The 19,088-nt window shown below is 61.1% G+C and carries 12 protein-coding genes and 1 riboswitch; of the genes, 8 read left to right on the top strand and 4 right to left on the bottom strand.

The annotated features are described in order from the left end of the window. Positions 1 to 40 precede the first annotated feature (40 nt). A complete protein-coding gene (locus VGY55_10595) occupies positions 41 to 2,044 on the bottom strand; it encodes an alpha-1,4-glucan--maltose-1-phosphate maltosyltransferase (protein HEV2970429.1) in 2,004 nt (667 codons plus the stop codon). A 234-nt stretch (positions 2,045 to 2,278) separates the two neighbouring features. On the opposite strand from VGY55_10595, the gene VGY55_10590 reads away from it, so the two are divergent. From VGY55_10590 to aroE, 5 genes are all read left to right on the top strand, one after another. Then, on the top strand, positions 2,279 to 6,604 hold the full coding sequence (locus tag VGY55_10590) for an exo-alpha-sialidase (GenBank protein HEV2970428.1): 4,326 nt from the start codon (positions 2,279 to 2,281) through the stop codon (positions 6,602 to 6,604). Between the two features lies 1 nt (position 6,605). Beyond that, positions 6,606 to 6,861, top strand: a riboswitch (cobalamin riboswitch). Positions 6,862 to 7,009: 148 nt separating this feature from the next. Beyond that, a complete protein-coding gene (locus VGY55_10585) occupies positions 7,010 to 7,999 on the top strand; it encodes a DUF1559 domain-containing protein (GenBank protein HEV2970427.1) in 990 nt (329 codons plus the stop codon). A 143-nt stretch (positions 8,000 to 8,142) separates the two neighbouring features. Then, positions 8,143 to 10,200 (top strand): autotransporter-associated beta strand repeat-containing protein, encoded by a 2,058-nt coding sequence (locus VGY55_10580; protein HEV2970426.1) that lies wholly within the window; start codon positions 8,143 to 8,145, stop codon positions 10,198 to 10,200. A gap of 92 nt (positions 10,201 to 10,292) precedes the next feature. Then, on the top strand, positions 10,293 to 11,090 hold the full coding sequence (locus tag VGY55_10575) for a class I SAM-dependent methyltransferase (protein HEV2970425.1): 798 nt from the start codon (positions 10,293 to 10,295) through the stop codon (positions 11,088 to 11,090). Positions 11,091 to 11,306: 216 nt separating this feature from the next. Continuing rightward, positions 11,307 to 12,152: a shikimate dehydrogenase gene (gene aroE / locus VGY55_10570; GenBank protein HEV2970424.1), complete on the top strand. Its 846-nt coding sequence runs from the start codon at positions 11,307 to 11,309 to the stop codon at positions 12,150 to 12,152. Here the strand turns inward: aroE and arfB are convergent. Further along, positions 12,149 to 12,568 carry an alternative ribosome rescue aminoacyl-tRNA hydrolase ArfB gene (gene arfB, locus VGY55_10565; GenBank protein ID HEV2970423.1) on the bottom strand — a complete coding sequence of 140 codons (420 nt, stop codon included), beginning with the start codon at positions 12,566 to 12,568 and terminating at the stop codon, positions 12,149 to 12,151. The two genes, aroE and arfB, sit on opposite strands and share 4 nt — an antisense overlap. Positions 12,569 to 12,686: 118 nt before the next feature. Here arfB and VGY55_10560 point away from each other — a divergent pair, with 118 nt between their 5' ends. Further along, positions 12,687 to 14,084 (top strand): PQQ-binding-like beta-propeller repeat protein, encoded by a 1,398-nt coding sequence (locus tag VGY55_10560; protein HEV2970422.1) that lies wholly within the window; start codon positions 12,687 to 12,689, stop codon positions 14,082 to 14,084. 91 nt (positions 14,085 to 14,175) lie between these two features. Here VGY55_10560 and VGY55_10555 read toward each other — a convergent pair whose 3' ends face one another. Continuing rightward, the gene (locus VGY55_10555) at positions 14,176 to 15,411 is read right to left on the bottom strand and encodes an NAD(P)/FAD-dependent oxidoreductase (GenBank protein HEV2970421.1); all 1,236 of its coding nucleotides are present in this window, start codon (positions 15,409 to 15,411) and stop codon (positions 14,176 to 14,178) included. A 172-nt stretch (positions 15,412 to 15,583) separates the two neighbouring features. Then, positions 15,584 to 17,263, bottom strand: coding sequence for a dihydroxy-acid dehydratase (gene ilvD / locus VGY55_10550; protein ID HEV2970420.1), 1,680 nt, complete (start codon positions 17,261 to 17,263; stop codon positions 15,584 to 15,586). Positions 17,264 to 17,496: 233 nt separating this feature from the next. Here ilvD and VGY55_10545 point away from each other — a divergent pair, with 233 nt between their 5' ends. Then, positions 17,497 to 18,162, top strand: a complete 666-nt coding sequence (locus VGY55_10545) for a DUF1080 domain-containing protein (protein HEV2970419.1) — start codon at positions 17,497 to 17,499, stop codon at positions 18,160 to 18,162. A 209-nt stretch (positions 18,163 to 18,371) separates the two neighbouring features. Further along, the gene (locus VGY55_10540; protein ID HEV2970418.1) at positions 18,372 to 18,983 is read left to right on the top strand and encodes an HAD family phosphatase; all 612 of its coding nucleotides are present in this window, start codon (positions 18,372 to 18,374) and stop codon (positions 18,981 to 18,983) included. The last annotated feature ends 105 nt before the right edge of the window (positions 18,984 to 19,088 follow it).

Below are 19,088 nucleotides of genomic sequence, written 5' to 3'. Positions count from 1 at the left end.
TACACCTACACTTCCGCCGGCGTTCGCTTTTCCGTGGCAGTCATTGCTCATCGAAAACTTCGAAGGTCCCGTCCGTGCGAACCCAGCGGCGAAGACGAAACAAATGGGCCGGCATCGGCTGCGGCGCCAGATCGACCCAGCCGCGATTCCCCTGCCAAGTATAGCGCGTGCCGCTGAGCAGGTCTTCCATCTGATACGGCTTGTCCTCGCGGACCCCCAGTTGCGCTAGCGGCAATTGCACATTACCCGAGTGCGCGTGGTAAGGATCGAGATTGACGACCGCGACCACCACATTGGCGCCGTCGTCGGTCCGTTTGCTGTAGCAGATGAGCTGATCGCTTTCGACCGGATGGAACTCCAAATTGGCATCGCTCTGCAAGGCCCGGTTCTCGCGGCGAGCGCGGTTGACCCGGGCGATCACGTCCCGCAAGCTCTCCGGCCGATCGAGCTGCCAATGCGGAATCTCATATTTCTCCGAGCCAAGATACTCCTCGCTTTGCGACTCACGGGCCGTCGCGACGCACAGTTCGAACGGCGGGCCATACACGCCGAAGTTTGCCGCCAGCGTCGCCGCCAGCACTAGACGCGCGATGAACGCGGCCCGTTGCCCGCTCTGCAAATACTCCGACAAGATGTCTGGTGTGTTCGTCCAGAGATTCGGCCGAAAGAAATCGCGCATCGCCGGCCGCGTGATCTCCTCGAGATACTCAGTCAACTCCTGCTTCGTATTTCGCCAAGTGAAATAGGTGTACGACTGCGTGAAGCCGAGCTTCGCCAGGCGGTACATCACCTTCGGCCGCGTGAACGCCTCGGAAAGAAAGATCAGATCGGGATCCTGTCGCTTGAGATCATCGATCATCCATTCCCAAAAAGCGAACGGCTTGGTATGCGGATTATCGACGCGGAAGATCCGCACTCCTTGCTCGGCCCAGAAGGATACGACGCTCTTCAATTCGTCCCAAAGCGGCCGCCAAGCCGGCGTTTCGAAATCGAAGGGATAGATGTCCTGATATTTCTTGGGCGGATTCTCGGCATACTGGATCGTGCCATCCGGCCGTTTGCGAAACCATTCGGGATGCGCGGCGACGTACGGGTGATCGGGCGAACATTGATAGGCGATGTCCAGCGCGATCTCGATCCCCCGCGAGGCGGCCGCGGCCACGAGCGAATGGAAATCCGCGAGCGTGCCGAGTTCCCGCAGCACGCCTTTGTGGCCGCCATCGGCCGCGCCGATTGCCCACGGGCTGCCAACGTCCGACGCCAGTGCGGTCGGTGAGTTGTTTTTCCCCTTGCGAAACGCTGCCCCGATCGGGTGGATCGGCGGGAAATAGAGAACGTTGAAGCCCATTTCGGCCACGTATGGCAGTCGAGCCTCGCAGTCGGCGAACGTGCCGTGGCCGCCAGGGGTCGGGCTGGTCGAGCGCGGAAACATTTCGTACCACGCGCTGAACCGCGCCCGCTCGCGATCAACGGTCACTGTCAGTGGCGGATCAAGCGTCGTGGCGAATTGCAAATCAGGATAACGGTCCATCAGGCCGACGAGCACCGGACTGTCGGCAATCTGCGCTCGCTCCTCCGGACTTTTTGCCCCCGATAATGTCGCGGCAAATTCCTTCAGCCGCGCGGCATCCGGCCCCCTCGCCCGCTCAGCGCTTTCCGCCACCAATTGAGCGCCGATCAACAGATCGACCTTCGCATCGGCACCGGCCGCGACGCGCTTCGCCAAATCGTGCCGCCAGGTTTGGAACCGATCGACCCAGCCGCGAATCGTGTAATGGTAGCGGCCGATTTCGCGAACGTCGAATGAGGCTCGCCAACGGTCGTTGAAGAACAACCCCAACTCAGCCTGCGACCAATCGGCGCTCTTTTCGTGGCGCCACAGCAGAACGCCGCGGATTTCCTCGTGACCGTCGGCAAACAGATCGGCCTCGACCGCGATCCGGTCTCCTTGAATTCGCTTGATCGGAAACCGGCCGCAATCCACCAGCGGAGTGACCGCCTCGATCGCCACTCGGTGCCTGCCCCACTCGTTGTCGTGCGTCATAGCGTCCTCGAATCCTCGAGCGTCGTTCAACCACAACGGCGTGGTCGGATTATACCGCCCGTTCGCCGGTCGAACATATCCCCGCGCACGCGTCGCGGCCGACGTTGCCAGCGTCAGTTCCGCGGTTGTCGCACTTCGGCGGCGACGTTTGTGCCGTGTTGCGCCCGAACGTATAATGGGCTGCAACAGGGGACAGTGCCTAGACGAGGCAGCGAGTTGAAAGGCGGACTTCCATTGCGACACGGAATCGAGGGGCGCACTCTGCGCCCGCAGAAGCGTCCGCTGAAGCGATGTGTTTTCGAGGTGCTCGAGCCGCGGTGCCTTTTGGCGTTGACCGTGACCAACGTTAACGACAGCGGCCCTGGATCCCTGCGGCAAGCGATCTTGGACGCCAACGGCCTTGCGGGTTCCACGCAGACGATCACCTTTGCGGTCCCGTCAGGACCACAAACGATCGATCTGCTTTCGCCGCTTCCTACTTCGACCATTCCGCTCGTAGTGCAGCTCGATGCCACACAAAATGTGACCGTGGATTCGCCTTCCGGAGGCGACCAGAACAACCTTGGCGCCCTGACCAAGATCGGCGCTGGCACATTCACCGTCAGCGGCGCGAACAATTTGACGGGCAATCTGCAAGTGGACGATGGTTCGCTGCGGCTCGACGCCGCGGGCACGCCGGTGGGTAGTTCCCAGCCTTTCGGTCCTGTTCAAGGCGTCGATGGTGAGCCGCTCGCCGAACTCTGGCCTTACGGGGGCATGGTTCCCAACGGCAATGCGTTCGCCCGCGGCCCGGTTCTCTTCACGACGCAGGCAGGGACGGTCCTGGCTATGGCTGGTTATCAAGCTAGTTCCCAGGATAGCACTGGCAATAACGATATCTTCGTGCGGCGGAGCATGGACAACGGCGAGACGTTCGGCGCCGCGTCGATCATTACTCCGCCGCAGCTTGCAGGGGATGCCGCCCGCTTAGCGAGTTGGGGCGGCACGAGCTGGATCGTCGGCAGTCCAGATATCGTGCAGCGACAAGACGGCACGATCTATCTGTTCTATTTCCAGACCAGGAATGGAGGCGTCCAGGCCGTTGACCAGCGCCAATACGTATATCGCTACATGACCTCGAAGGACGATGGTCAGACTTGGTCCAAGCCGATCGACATTACGCCCACCACATATTTTGCCGGGAACCAAAACGTTGCCTCGATTACGTCGGTCAGTGACCCGAACCCGGGTATCGTGCGGCTTGGACTGACGTTTAAGACCTCAATCGGCTCGTTGCCCTACGCTCGCGCCTTGGTCACGATCACGGGTCTCGCCAACGATCCAATGGGTTTGAATGGCCACAGCTATTGGCTCAGCAAGGTCATCAGTAATAACACGGGCGGCGCCGCTGTCGTGGAACTCGCCGGAACGCCGGCGTGGCAGGACGGCACGACACTCAATCCTAGCTCGATCGTGACCCCGCAGAGTGTGTGGCTCGGCACCGTGGGAGGCGGCGAGCCGATTCTGCGGTCGAATCGAATCGTGATACCGTTGTATTATCGGTACGACACGGGCGGGTCGGGAGTCGAGCCATTTGTTGGCTGCATCTATTCCGACGACGGCGTTACCTTCTCGCAAGGAAAGCTTACGGACGAGACTCAAGCGGCCGTTTTCGGCGGCGGGGGACAGACAGCAGGGCTTCTTGAGCCCCACTTCACCGAACTGACGGCCGACAATCATCTTTATATCTCGTGCAACACGAAGGGGAGCTTTCATGGGCACATGACTTCGACCAACGGAGGACAAACCTGGACTGCCGGCCTCGACGACGGCACGAATGGCTCGACAATGTTGAAAGCTGCTTCCACGCCAGCCCAAGTCGTCGCGCTTGGTGGCGGCGTGTATGTGATGGTCATGCCCAACAACGCGAACCGAGTGCGGCTAACCGCCTTTCTAAGTACCGACGAATGCGTCACATGGTCGAAGGAGATCCCGCTCTTCACCGGAACGGCATGGTATAGCGATCTGTGCCTGGCTGGCGGGAACATCCTTTGCGCCTACGAGCGTGGTCACACCGACACGGATTTTAATTGGCAAGGAATTCCCGGCGCCACGATTGGACAAATCGGACTCGTGAGATTCAACCTCGCCGCCCTGATGGCCGGAATCACCGAGCAAGTGGTTTACGACTTCAATGAGTTGCCGGCGGGCGAAAATGCCTGGTCAGGGTCCGCTTCGATCGTCGACTACGGGACTGGAGACCACCGCGCGACGACGACGGGGAAGCCGATCTATACCGCCGCGCCGCTCGGCAACGGTCAGTCGGCCCTCACGTTCCATAACGGCGATTACCTGCTCCTGGCAAATCAAGTCGATCCCACGTTCGACCCGGATTACCTGACGACGGACAGCGGCGATGTCACGTTCGAGTTCGACTACACGATTGCCAGTCATGGTTACGGCGTTCTTCTCGGCGGAAACTCGGGAGTTGGGACGGGCACGAAAGGCATCGTCGTCGTCGTCAACCCGAACGGCACCGTATCGATGACGGTCGACGATGGCACGCACCATGCCGCGATTACCTCGACCATCGACGCCACGAACGACGGCGTCTATCATCGCGTCGTTTGTCAGCGGGACACCGCGACTGGCAGACTTCGGATGTGGACGTACCGCAGCGACGGTTCGCTCACTGAAACCGTGACGTCCGTCGTCGATCCTACGACAGTCGCTCCCGATTCGCTCTTGAATTCCACCGACCCGGTGTACCTTTGCCGCTACGGCAACACGACGGCGGGCAGCATGACCCAGAACATTACGTTCGACCTGTTCCGGTATACCAAGAAAGCGTTGGCGATTGGCAACTTCGCTCCGATTCCCTCGGTCGCTCCCGCTCCCGAGCAATTCCCGGCCCCCGGAGCCACTACGCCCGACACCGTTGCGCCGTCAAATCTAAAGCTGTGGTTGCTCGACTCGCGTGGCGGCTATAGCGTGCGGACGAATCGCGGTTCCAGCCCTACGCCGACGAGCGCCCCGATCGGCTATGGGGCGGATTATTTGCTCGACGGTTCGGGACATGGATACTTCACGTCCTACGCCGCGATTCCCTTCTGGCGCGGCGTGGACCCCAGCGTCGGCGACTACTGGACTGTACCCGGCTCGCTTGTGCCGACGAGCCTCGACAACGGCACAATTGGTCAGTTCGATTTCATCTCGCGATTCTCGTCGGCTTGGACCATTGCCGGAATGTTCCGCTTCCCATCGGCAAACATCGCGACTGGGCAAATCGTTCTTAGTAACATCGATGGCAGTGGCCGCGGGTTTACGCTCGGCACTTCATATGTCGGGACCAGGCGCTTTTTTCTTAACGTTGGAAACGAACGCGGCAGCTTCGTCAGTCAGGTTACGTACACAATTGGAAACGGGCAATATTCCGCCGACACATGGTATTATTTTGCAATTGAGTTCAACGGCAACGGCGGGACCGGCAATAATGGCTCGCAAGGGTTATCGGCGTACTTAATTCCGCTGACCGGTGGCCCGCTGGCACTTTCGGATGTGACGGGGAATAAGAGCGCGAATTTGGCCAGCGGGGTAATCACGGGCAATACGACCGCGGCGGCCATCGGCAGCACTGCCGCGTTAACGATTGCCGGCGGCGCTAATTCCGAGTCGCTAGTATCCAACCTCTGCGTCTGGAATACGGCGCTGACTGACGCGAATATTCTTGCTTTGGCAAACAACACTGCTGGGAAGCTCACGGCAACTATCGACGGCTCTGGGACTTTGGTGCTGACCGGTCCCGACTCACCGATGGCCGGTGGCAGCGGTGGCCTAAACATCCTAAATACAAGCAGCGCGGCGGCCGGCCTATTAGTCTCCGGCACGAATCAAATCGTCGGCGGAGTCGACGGCACCGGAAACCTGGTCGTCAGCGCCGGCGGCAGCCTGACAGCCAACCATATTATTCAAGGCGCGTTGGTGATAGGCGGCACTGCCGCGAACTCGGCTAGGGTGACGATCGCCGCGTCCGATACGTCGGGCAATCCCTTGGTCGCCGCGACGACCGTTTCCGCGGATCCCGTCAATGGCGGAGCAACCGCTTTCGCGCCGCCATCCATTCCATTGCTCTATCAATCAATGGTAGACGGGATGGGGGCAACCGCTCGCTTGACTGACACTGAAACCAGCGGGCCAAGTGCGGGAACGCTCGGCTCGCAGGCCGATCATGGAGCCGCAGGAATTGCTCTTGCCTATGCCCCCGTCGAAGAAATGATCGGCCAGTATCCAACACCCAAGCCGGATTTCTCGCCGAGCGGTCCGGCGCCGAACTCGGGACCGCTCGTCAGTCCATTGTCGAACGCGATATTCTCGGTCCACCGCGAAAGCGCGGGTTTCTTCGTAGCCGACGATGCGGGAACTTCGCGGTCGCTCGGGTACGCAGCGGCGCTCGATACAATCCTGGCCGAAACCGACTCTTGGCTAACGGCCGATGATTCGGCCTTGGGTTTGTTGGCCGAGGCCATGCGTCGGAGGCAGTTCGCACTTCATCCGTTTGACATTCGGAGCGACCGTCGCTAGACTGCGGCGGACGTGCGTTGGTGGTCGGCTGTTTGCCTCTGAGACAGCCGACAAACAGGGAACTCCGGTGCAAATCCGGGACGGCCCCGCCGCTGTAACCGAACGATCCTGGGCTGAATGATTTCTAGCCCGTGGGATCAGAGCCGGCCAATCTGAAAGTGCCATTGCCGCCGCGAGCAATTTGCCCGCGGGCGGCGAGAAGGCCGGACTGGCTCAGTTTGGAAGTCAGAAGACCTACCGGCGCTTTGCGTGCAGTTGTTCGCGAGGGACGGACACTGTCGGGACGATTTTGACCGTTTAGGAAGCGCATTTCGTCGATCTTCCGACTTATCGCAGCCGTTTACGGTGCAGTTTGACTCTGCGCGCCGAAACGCCGCCCACGGAAGACCGACCGCGCTAGTCCGCATGAACCGCGATCATCGTAGCAGGCACACTCCGAGTGCCGTCGGCCAGTTTTCCTGCGCGATCCCCGGGATCGCCCTGCCCGCCCCTCGCCACGCCATTCGCGGCACGCTGCGACACACGGAGTGTGCCTGTTACTTCACGCGCCCGGCATTCACTCTGATCGAACTATTGGTGGTGATCGCGATCATCGGCTTGCTCGTCGCTCTGTTGCTGCCGGCGATTCAAGCGTCGCGGGAATCGGCTCGACGGACGGCTTGCGCGAGCAATCTGCGGCAGATCGGCATCGGGCTGTTGAACCACCACAGCGCCCACGGGCATTTTCCCTCCGGTTCGCTCGATCACAGAACGGCGCGCAATCGCAACGGCCGCCAGATCGCTTGGAGCGTGTTCCTGCTCCCATACATCGAAGAGCAAAGCATCTGGAAGCTGTTTCAAACCACTCTCGCTTACGACGCCCCTGAGAATCTGCCAGCCACGCGCCACGTGGTTCTGACGTATGCCTGTCCCAGCACTTGCCGTCTGGCCCCCTATCGCATCGGCAATCTCACCGGCGACCGAACCGGCGTCGGCTTAGACAAGGCGACCGATTGGATGGGCACGACCGATTACGGCGGCATGTTTGGTTGGACCGGGACGGGTTATCCGTGGATCAACGGAACCGGCAACGGAGTCATGGTCTGGGAATCCCCGATCAGCATCAAGCAGATTTCCGGCGGCACGTCGCATTCCATCATCGTGGGCGAGGATACGGGCCGCGATTGGACCGCGACAGAGAACGGCGAATGGGCCGATGGCGCCAATATCTTCGATCAGACCGGCCCGATCAATTTCCGACAGTCTGACGAGATGTGGAGCGATCATCCGGGCGGCGCGCAAGTGATCTTTTGCGACGGCTCGGTTCATTTTCTGAGCGATCAGGTTTCAACGGCGGTGCTTGCGCCGCTCTGCACTCGCGCCGGTGGCGATCCGGCCTTGCTGTCGAGGTTTTGATGGTTGATTGGTTAACCCGGAGCCGTCGGCGACGGCCGCGCGCCGCGGATCCTCCGCCGCCGATGGCTCCCGGTTGACGATGAACGGCTGCGGGGCGGTGAGTTGCAAGCTAGACCGATTTCGATCTTCAACGGAGACAACTAATGAAAAAAACGACACTTCTCCGCACGATTCACGGCGCGATCTGCGTCGCGTCCGCGCTGCTTTTGATTCGCTCGACCGCGGCCCAATCTTTGCCGACTCCCGTCACGACGATCACTACGTTTCCGCCGGCGGCCGCGGACGCGTTCGCGACCAGCATGCGGTTCGGTCCGGACGGCCTGATCTACGCTTGGGACGGTACGAACGTCTGGAAGCAGAGCGGCGTGAACGTCGATAGCTTCGGCTCGACGCCGCTGGGTACCGTGCCGTCCAGCGGTGCGGATACCGGCCCAATCAATTTCTCGCGGGATGGCAAGACAATCTTGATCGGCAACGGCGCGGGCGGAAACGACTTCAGTGGCAATAGTAACGGCTTGCTCTACGCCATGCCGGCCTCCGGCGGCGCCGCCACGATGGTCGGCACGGTGACCTATCATCAGGATTTCATCCCGGTCCCAGCGGCATCGACGATCCCGACGTCCAATACCAAATTCCTCGTTGATATTGGCCATTCAGATTTCGCCACTAGCGAAGTCGATCTGTTTGACTACACGACGGGAAAGGCGACGCCGATCGTTCAGAATATTCCCGGCGCCAGCTCGTCGATCGCGCTCGATTCCGCCAATCGGCTGTACGTCGGTATCGGCTTTGGCTCGCGGCAAGGAGAGATTCGACGCTTTGCCTTGCCGCTCATCGATTTGGCATCGTCCGCCAAGCCCCTCAATTGGACGAACGGCCAGCTTTTCAATTCGGTTGACAACAACGGCGGAGCAGGAATGTTCTTCGACGCCCGCGGCAATCTGTTCACCGGCGGGCCGAACGGCGTGGCGGTGTTCGACAAGAGCGGCGCCAGCCAGGTTTACGGCACGGGAACGAGTACCTTCCCGGTCGTGTCGTACAACGCGGCGAACAATCAATTCGCGCTGACCCTCGGCGGATTCAATGATCCGATGCATCTAGGCTCCAGCCCGTTGATCTATCGCGCGGCGGATTTCAATGTACCCGCGCCATCCACCGCCACTTGGAACGAAGACGCCGACGGCAACTGGTCCGACGGTTCTCGCTGGGATCACGGCGCGGCGCCTAACGGCGTCGATCAGCAGGCGGTGTTCGGCAATGCCATCACGGCGCCGCGAACTGTCACGCTCGACCTACCAGTCACGCTCGGAACACTGTCGATGGATAGCTCGCAGAAATACACAGTGAGCGGTGCGAGCGCATTGACGATGCAAGTGAGTGCCGCGATCGCGGCGATCAACGTGACCGGCGGCGGCCACGAGATTGCGACACCGGTAGTGCTGGCCAGCGACACCGATATCACGCTGCAAAACGCGTCCGACACGCTCACGGTCAGTGGGCCTGTCAGCGGCGGCGGGACCCTGAGCAAGGAAGGAAATGGGTCGCTCACGATCACCGGCCCGAACACATATGCCGGCAATACGGCGATTGACGGCGGGCGGCTCCGTTTTCAAATCGCCTCCGGAGTTGCGATAGTCGGCGCGGAAGCCACCGTCACGATCGCCCCTGGCGCGACGCTCGAATTGGCCGGCGCCGTCTCGGCGCTCGGCGCCGCAGGCGGAAATCGCGCTCGTGTCATCAACGATAGTGCGGCGCCGGGGCTGATTGTCTCGGGCACGAATCAAGCGGTCGGCGGGATTGACGGCGCGGGGGCTACGATGGTGAACGGCGGCAGCGATCTATCGGCCGATCACATCAATCAAACCGCGCTAGTAATCGGCGGCAGCGCGACGAGCTTCGCCCGATTAACAATCGCTCCGTCCGATGCCTCGGGTAATCCGCTGGATGCTGGTGCATCGGCCATGATTCTCGCCAATTCTCTCACGCCGATGTCCCCGTTCGGCGAAGGCATTGACTTGACCCCGGCGATCGCCGAACCTAAAGCAGCGCGTGCGTTCGATGGCGTTTCGTTGACAAGCGTTCCCGGGGTCGGAATGAATCCTGTCACCGTTCCGGAGCCGTCGTCGTGCGCGTTGCTGATACTCGCGATCGTGGCACTTCTGGCGGGGACAAAGTGCCACACTTCAATATCCGACATCTGATCTCCGGCGCACGTATCCTCCGGTTCGCAAGCGAACCGGCTAACGACTAACCTCCGATCTCCGACGTCTGACCTCCGGCCTCCGACCCTGCCTTGCCCATTCGCGATCACAACCGCCGCGCCTGGGACTCGCTGGTTCGCCAGCGGCAGCGATTCACGCGCCCGGCGGACGACGCCGAATTCGCCAATCCGTTGGCCGCGGTGGATGGCGGCGGCTGGCTCGGATCGAGCATCGTCGGGCGGCGCGTGCTTTGCCTCGCGGCCGGCGGCGGGCGACAGAGCGCCCTCTACGCCGCGGCCGGCGCGATCGTGACGGTCGTCGATCTCAGTGCTGAGATGCTTGCGCTCGACCGCCAAGTGGCCGCGGAGAGGGGTTTGGATGTCCACACCGTCGAGACCTCGATGGATAACCTCTCGATGCTCTCCGCCGGCAGCTTCGACATCGTGATCCATCCGGTGAGCACTTGTTATGTGCCGGACATCGCGGCCGTGTATCGTGAAGTCGCCCGCGTGACCGCCGCCGGTGGGCTATACGTCAGCCAGCATAAACAGCCAACAAGCCTGCAAGCCGATACGTCCCCTTCGGCCAATGGCTACGAACTCATCGAGCCATATTATCGTGCTGGTCCTTTGCCGGCGGTCGATGGCAGCCCGCACCGCGAGCCGGGTACGCTCGAATTCCTTCACCGCTGGGAAGAGCTGCTCGGCGGTCTCTGCCGTGCCGGCTTCGTGATCGAAGACGTGATCGAACCGCTCCACGGCGATGCACAAGCGCCGGTTGGCGCCTTCGCTCACCGCAGCCGCTACGTCGCGCCGTACGTGAGAATCAAAGCACGGCGAATCGGCGCGCCGCCGACGTCTCATTCAACCGCCAAATTGTGGACGCCGTAAGCCGCAGCGGAAGTCGCCAGAATTCTTTGATCGAAAGCGATAGCTGAATTCTTGGCGAATTCAGTTACGACGGACACTCTCGCCCGATCCATCGTCACTCGCGGTTGCAAGCATTGGTATTTCACGAGAAGATGAGGACATCGAGACTAAACTTGACCGCCGGAAGATCACTCAGCACACCTCACGACTCTCAACTCTCCGCGCTCGTTACTCGCCGTGTCCAACGCATCGCTGCAACAGATCGTCGCCTTGTTTGGCTATCCCGTCGCGGGGAATCCGACGCAGTATGTGATGGAGAAAGCATTCGCGAGGGCCGGGCTGGACTGGCGGTATCTGACGTTCGAGGTCGCCCCTGAGAAGCTGGCCGACGCGGTGCGCGGAATGCGGGCGATGGGGTTTCGCGGCGGGAATCTAACGATGCCGCACAAGGTGGCCATTGTCCCGCTGCTCGACGATCTCACCGAGTCTGCCCGCTTAATGGGGGCGGTCAATTGCTGGAAGCGGCAGAACGACCGGCTCATCGGCGAAAACACCGACGGCAAGGGTTTCTTGCAAAGTCTGCGGACGCTCGTCGATCCGGCTGGAAAACGATTCGTGGTTCTTGGAGCGGGCGGGGCGGCGCGGGCGATTGCGGTCGAGCTTGGCCTGGCCGGTGCGGCCGAGGTCGTGGTGGTCAATCGCAGTATCGACCGCGGACAGGAGTTGGCCAACCTGCTGAACGATAAAGTCCATGTGCCGGCCCGTTTCGTCGTTTGGGACGGGAACTTTCATCTGCCGGAAGCGACCGACGTGCTCGTGAACGCCACGTCGATCGGCATTGGCGATCCGCAAGCGCGGGCGCCGATTGCGCTCGATACGCTGCGCCCTCGCCTGATCGTCGCTGATGTGATTGTCAACCCGTCGGAATCGCGGCTCTTGCGGGAGGCGAAGGCCCAGGAATGCCGCACACTGGACGGCATGGGGATGCTCGTGAACCAAGCGGCGATCGCGTTTCGGATTTGGACAGGTCTGGAACCGGACACGGACTTGATGCGCGATGCCGTCGAGGAGTTCTTGAGCTAATCGTCTGGTCGGTTGCGACGGAGTTGCTTGTGCTCGGAGCGGTGGCGCTTTTCGACGAGCCGCCGCTCGCGACTGGCCAAAGTAGGCCGCGTGCGCTTGCGCTTCTTGGGCGCGGTCGCAACGCTGGCCAACATTTGCTCGACTTTCTCCAAGCAATCGGCGCGGTTGCGGCTTTGATCGCGGAATCGCTGACTGCTGAGGACGAGTTCCCCCGCACCGGTCAGCCGATTGCCGTACTTTGTGGTGAATCGGCTGCGCACTGCGTCGGGCAGGCTCGGGCTGGCGGCCACCGGCCAGCGCAGCACTGCCTTCGTATTCACCTTGTTCACGTTCTGTCCGCCGGGACCGGCGCTGCGAACGAATGTGAACTCGAACTCGGCGAGCGGAACGCGAATGTTGGGTTCGATGACAAGCATGGGAACAAATACGAAGTACGAAGTACAAAGTACGAAAGGACTGACCTGCCGGTCTTTCATCCTTTGCACTTTGCCGTCTTAAGGTATACAGTATTCTACGTCAACAACGGAGAAACTTATGCGCAGGATTCTGACGATCGTTGCGGTCCTGGCCATGATCGTTTCGGCGGAGCAATCGATCCGCGGGGCGGATGTGCCGGATTTGGGAACTCGCAAGCAAGGGGTCGATTGGCCGCGGTTCCTCGGGCCGACCGGCGACAGCAAATCGCCGGAGCGCGGCATTCTGACGCAATGGCCCGAGCAGGGGCCGCGTTTGGTTTGGCAGATGCGCCTGGCGATGGGCTACTGCATGCCGGCGATCAGCCGCGGCCGGCTGTACGTGTTCGATCGCACGGTGCACGACGCCCGGCTGCGGTGCGTCGAGAGCGAGACGGCCAAACCCCTCTGGGAGTTCACCTATCCCACGGATTACCAGGATATGTACGACTACGATGGCGGACCGCGCGCCTCGCCGATCGTGGATGACGACCGCGTGTACATCTTTGGCCCTGACGGGATGCTCAATTGCCTGAGCGTCGTCGACGGCAAGCGATTGTGGAGTGTCGATACGGCGAAGCAGTTTCACGTGGTGCAGAATTTCTTCGGTGTCGGCAGCACGCCAGCGATCGAAGGCGACCTGCTGATCGTGCAGATCGGCGGCAGCCCGGCGAGCGCAGATCCCGATTCCGCGCCGCGAATCGATCAAGCGAAGGGAGATGGAAGCGCCGTGGTCGCGTTCGACAAGCGGACAGGCAAAGTGAAATACCGGTTCAGCGACGAGCTGGCTTCCTACTCCAGCCCCACGCTAGCGGCCATCGGTGGCCGGCGGTGGTGCTTCGTCTTCGCCCGCGGCGGCCTGATCGGCTTCGATCCGCTGACTGGCAAGCAGGATTTCCATTATCCGTGGCGAGCAAAGCTGCTCGAAAGCGTCAACGCGAGCAGCCCCGTGGTGGTCGACGACACTGTGTTCATCTCCGAGTGCTATCAGGTTGGCAGCTCGCTGTTGCGTGTGCATCCGGGCGGCTACGACGTGGTGTGGCGCGATCCACCCGGAATCCGCGACGAGAAAGCGATGAAGCTGCACTGGAACACGCCGATTTACGTCGACGGCTTTCTGTACGGCTCCAGCGGCCGGCAGCCCGACAGCGCCGATCTGCGCTGTATTGAGTTTGCGACCGGAAAGGTGAAATGGAGCGAGCCGGATCTGACCCGCACTTCGCTCCTCCACGTCGATGGCCACTTTGTCTGCCTCACCGAGGCTGGGCAGTTGCTCTTGGTCCGCGCGAATCCGGAGAAATTCGATCCGGTGGCGAAAGCGGTGCTCATGACCAAAGACGAGCCGATCGGAGGCGTCGATTTCCCAGATCGAAAACTCCTCACCTACCCGTGCTGGGCCGCCCCAATCCTGTCGCACGGCTTGCTCTACGTTCGCGGCAAGGATCGCCTGGCCTGCGTGGAACTGATCCCGAGCAAGTAAGCGTAGGGTACGTCAAGCGAAGCGCGGATGCACCATGCCGCGCCGGCGCGTCAGCGCTTCGCTGGACGCACCCTACATCTACATCTGCCGGCTAATCCGCCAGCGCCATTTCGGCGCGAACTGCGTCCATCGGCTCGATCACTTGGTCCAGTTCGTCCTTGAACAGATCTCCGATCAACAGATCGGTGAGCAAGCCCTTGAGGTGCGGATAACGGCGGACAAAGCGGCCGAAGCTGAAGCCATCGTAGTATTCGCAGACCAGCCGCCGCATGCGGTCCATTCCCTTGACGAAATCCGGCATCCATTTGCCCAATTGCGCGGCGGAAGTGTCTCCCTTGGCGATCCCTTCGGCAACCGCGTCGGCCGCCAACTCACCCGATTTCAGCGCCAAGAGAACTCCGGACGAATACAGCGGATCGAGAAAGCCGAACGCATCACCGGCCAACACCCAGCCGTCTCCCGCCGCGCGGCTGGCTCGGTAGGAATAATCCTTGGTGGCGTAAAATCGCGAGGCCCGGCGACCGATCGACACGCGCTCTTTCACGGCTGGACAGCGGTCGAGTTCCTCGTTGTAAATCGTCTCATGATCGCCGCGATTTTTGAATAGATAATCGAACGACGCCACTACGCCGACGCTGACGATGTTGTCGTGCAGCGGGATATACCAGAACCAGCCCTTCTTGTCTTTCACTTGCAGGACGAGCGTGGCTCCTTCGTCGCGCCCCGAATCGCGATAGGCCCCTTCAAAATAGGTCCACACGGCCCCCTTGTTCAATTTGGGATCGGGCACTTTAAGTTGGAAACGATTGATGAGCATCGAACTCTGTCCGCTCGTATCGACCACGACCTTCGCGCGGACCTCGCGCTCCGCGCCGCTTTCATCCGCGACTTTGACGCCGACGGCCCGATCTCCCTCGAACAACACCTCCAACACCCGCGTTCCCTGGTGAACCTTCACGCCGTGCTCCGCCGCGTTGTCGAGCAGCATGGCGTCGAACTCGCTGCGGACCACTTGCCAAGTTTGCGAGCACTCGTGCGGCTTGTGCTCCATGAAATAGAACGGCTCGGAGAGCTTGCCGTGCTGATTAACAAACTGCACGCTGTATTTCTTGACGAAATGGCTGGCCTTCATTTTCGGCAGCATTCCCAGCCGCTTGAGCACCCAATACGTCTCGGGGATCAGCGATTCGCCAATATGAAATCGCGGGAACCGCTCGCGCTCGAAAAGCTGCACCTGAAGCCCATGCTCGGCGATGAGAGTCGAAGCGGTGGAACCAGCCGGCCCGCCGCCAATGACAACGACGTCGGTGGAATCTGAAGAAGGCATCGGAATATGCGAGAAAGTAAAGGGGAGAAAATGGGAGCGTGTGGACGCGGGAAAACCTCTCGTCGGCCGGTTCGCTTGCGAACCGAAGGGCCCGGCCAATGCCACCCATTATCGAAACGCCACGGATTCGGTCAATTCCCGATTCTCGAGCGCCGCTCGGAGCGGTGGTGGGTCATTCGTCAGTAACGCAACCTTCCGAGGCGTTCTTGACGTTCTTGATGTACTTGTACAGCGTACCGCGCGTCGCCTTGTAGGGCGGGGCATTCCAGGCAGCGCGGCGGCGGGATATTTCGTCGGCGCTCAGCTCAACTTCTAACAGGCTCTTGGCCGCATCGATCACGATCGTGTCGCCGTTTCGCACGAGCGCCAATGGGCCGCCTTCCTGGGCCTCCGGAGTGATGTGGCCGACGATGAATCCGTGCGATCCACCCGAAAACCGCCCGTCGGTCAATAGCGCGACTTCGTTACCCAACCCCGCGCCCATGATGGCCGAGGTGGGCGTGAGCATCTCGGGCATTCCGGGGCCGCCTTTCGGACCCTCGAAGCGGATCACGACCACGTCTCCCTTGCGTATCTCGTTTTTCTCGAGCGCGGCGAGCATCGCTTCCTCCGAGTCGTAGACTCGTGCCGGCCCGGCGAATCGCGTTCCTTCCTTGCCCGTGATTTTTGCAACCGCTCCGTCCGGCGCGAGATTGCCGCGGAGGATGCGGATGTGCCCGGTCGGCTTGATCGGATCCTCGACCTGATGGATGATCTTCTGCCCCGGCGTCAACCCCGGCAGGTCGGCTAGATTCTCGGCCAGGGTTCGGCCGGTCACCGTCAGGCAGCCGCCGTCGAGATAGCCCTTCTCGAGCAGATACTTCATCACGCCGGGAATCCCGCCGATCTGTTGCAGATCTTCTTGCACGAACCGGCCGCTCGGCTTCAGATCGGCCAGAAATGGGACGCGATCGCTCGTATTCTGGAAGTCGTCGATCCCGAGGGGCACGCCGACGGCTCGGGCCATCGCGATCAAGTGCAGCACGGCATTCGTCGAGCCGCCGACGGCCATCACGACGGTCATCGCGTTTTCGAATGCCCGGCGGGTCATGATGTCGCTCGGCTTGATGTCGCGCTCGAGCAGATTGCGGATCGCGGCGCCGGAGCGAAAGCATTCGTCGAGCTTCTTCGGATCCTCGGCAGGCGTCGAGGAACTGTAGGGCAGACTCATCCCCAGGGCCTCGATCGCCGAGGCCATCGTGTTGGCCGTGTACATTCCGCCGCAAGCGCCCGCGCCAGGGCAAGCATGACGGACGATGTCCTGCCGCTTCCAGTCGTCCATGCGGCCGGCAATGTATTCACCATAGCATTGAAAGGCGGAGACGATATCGAGCGTCTCACCGTCAAGATGCCCGGCGCGGATCGTGCCCCCATAGATCATCAGCGAGGGCCGATTGAGCCGCCCCATCGCAATCAGGCAGCCAGGCATGTTCTTATCGCAACCGGGGAGCGAAATGTTCGCGTCGTACCATTGGGCCTGCATCACGGTCTCGATCGAATCGGCGATCAAATCGCGCGATTGGAGCGAATAGCTCATTCCGTCGGTTCCCATCGAGATCCCGTCGCTCACGCCGATCGTGTTGAACCGCATCCCGACCATCCCAGCCGCGACGACGCCTTCTTTCGCGAGATCGGCGAGCCGGTTCAGGTGCATGTTGCAGGAGTTGCCGTCGTACCACATGCTAGCGATGCCGACCTGCGGCTTTTGCATGTCGGCTTCGCTCATACCGGTGGCGTAGAGCATGGCTTGCGAGGCCCCCTGCGACTTCGGCTGGGTGATTCGGGAACTGTACTTATTCAATTGGGCGGCCATGCGTTTGCTCGCGGGCGGGTTTACCTTGACGGAGGTTCATTCTATCTTGGGAAGGTACGAGGGGCGAGGGATGAGGGGCGCGTGGGTAGGGTGCGTCAGGTCCGCGCTGACGCACCGTCGTTTGTAGCAGAATTGGCCCCACGTTCCGGCGCGGTGCGTCTGCGCAGAGCCTTGACGCACCCTACCGTGCATCCGTAGCGAACCGAAGGCGAATGAGACCGAGGAGGACTTCCATGAACAATCGATTGGGCGGATTCTTTTGGGTTGCCTTTTGCGGATTGATGGGTGGCTCGTTGGCGGCTCACGTTCCGATTAGTTTCGGCGCCGATGCGACCGAGAAGGGCCAAGCGATCGCGCTGTTCGATGGCAAAACGTTCAATGGCTGGGAAGGGGATTTGAAGGTGTTCCGGATCGAGGACGGGGCGATCGTCGGCGGGTCGTTGAAAGCGACACTGCCGCGAAATGAGTTTCTCGCCACGACGAAAGAGTACGGCGATTTTGAATTGCGGCTGAAGGTGAAATTGACCGGCGCGACCTCGGCCAATGGCGGAATCCAAATTCGTAGCCGCCGCCTGCCGAACAATAGTGAAATGATTGGCTACCAAGCCGACATGGGCCAGCAGTATTGGGGCAGCTTGTACGACGAATCGAGGCGAAGGAAGACTTTGATCGGGCCGGACGCCGATGAACTCAAGAAGGTGCTCAAGCTCAACGATTGGAACGACTACGTGATCCGCTGCGAGGGCCGGCACATCCAGCTTTGGCTCAACGGCCTGAAGACGGTCGATTACACCGAGCCGGACGAAAAACTGGAACAGAAAGGATTGATCGGCCTGCAAATCCACAGCGGCCCCGCCAGCGAAGCGTGGTATAAGGACCTAGTGATTCGCGAGTTTTAGAGCCGATCCGAAAACCGCCGGGGACTGTCCCCCTTTTGCGAAGTCCGCGGAGCAAAACGGGGACTGTCCCCTTTGCCCAGCGGTTTTCGGATAAGCTCTTAGACTGCCTCGAAATGAAGAGGTCGGAGATCGGAAGTCGGAGGTCGATGATCGCCGCCGCTTGACTCCGCCCCCGCGACCTCCGACCTCCGACCTCTAACCTTCCGACGATGTTCCTCTACTTCGATCTCGGCAACGTCGTCGCGCGATTCGATCATCTCAAGGGATGCCGGCAGATCGCGGAGGTGGCCGGCATTCCGCCCGAGCAAGTATTCGCGGCGGTGTTCGACAGCGAATTGAGCCGGCGATATGGTCTCGGGGAGATTTCAAGCCACGATTTCCACGCTGAATTCTGCCGCACGACCGGCGCTAGCCCCAAGGCCGATCGATTCTTTCACGCGGCCAGCGACATCTTCGAACTGAATCATTCGTTGCTGCCCGTGATCACGGCGCTGGAAGACGCCGGCTTTCGGCTCGGAATCCTTTCCAACACCTGCGAGTGCGATTGGCAGCGCCTGATGAACTCGGACTACGGAATCCTGCCGGCGGCGTTCACCGTGTTCGCGCTTAGCTTTCAGATCGGAGCGCTCAAGCCCGATCCGAAAATCTATCGAGCGGCGGCCGAGCTGGCGGGCGTCGCCCCGGGAGAAATCCTCTTCTGCGACGATATCCTCGGACACGTCACCGGGGCGCGTGAGGCGGGCTTCGATGCCGTCCAGTACACGAGCACGCCCGCCCTCGTCGCCGAGTTGCACGACCGCGGGCTGCGCTTCAATTACTGACCGGCGGTTGTGGGAAGTTTCAGTATTTAACGGCCAGAGATTTGAGATCGGATTCGTCAGCCGGTTCGCTTGCAAACCGCCGTGTTGGAGTTCAGGCTTTAGCCT

The organism is Pirellulales bacterium (assembly GCA_035939775.1).
Classification (GTDB): domain Bacteria; phylum Planctomycetota; class Planctomycetia; order Pirellulales; family DATAWG01; genus DASZFO01.
This window is presented reverse-complemented; position numbering and strand designations above follow the sequence as displayed.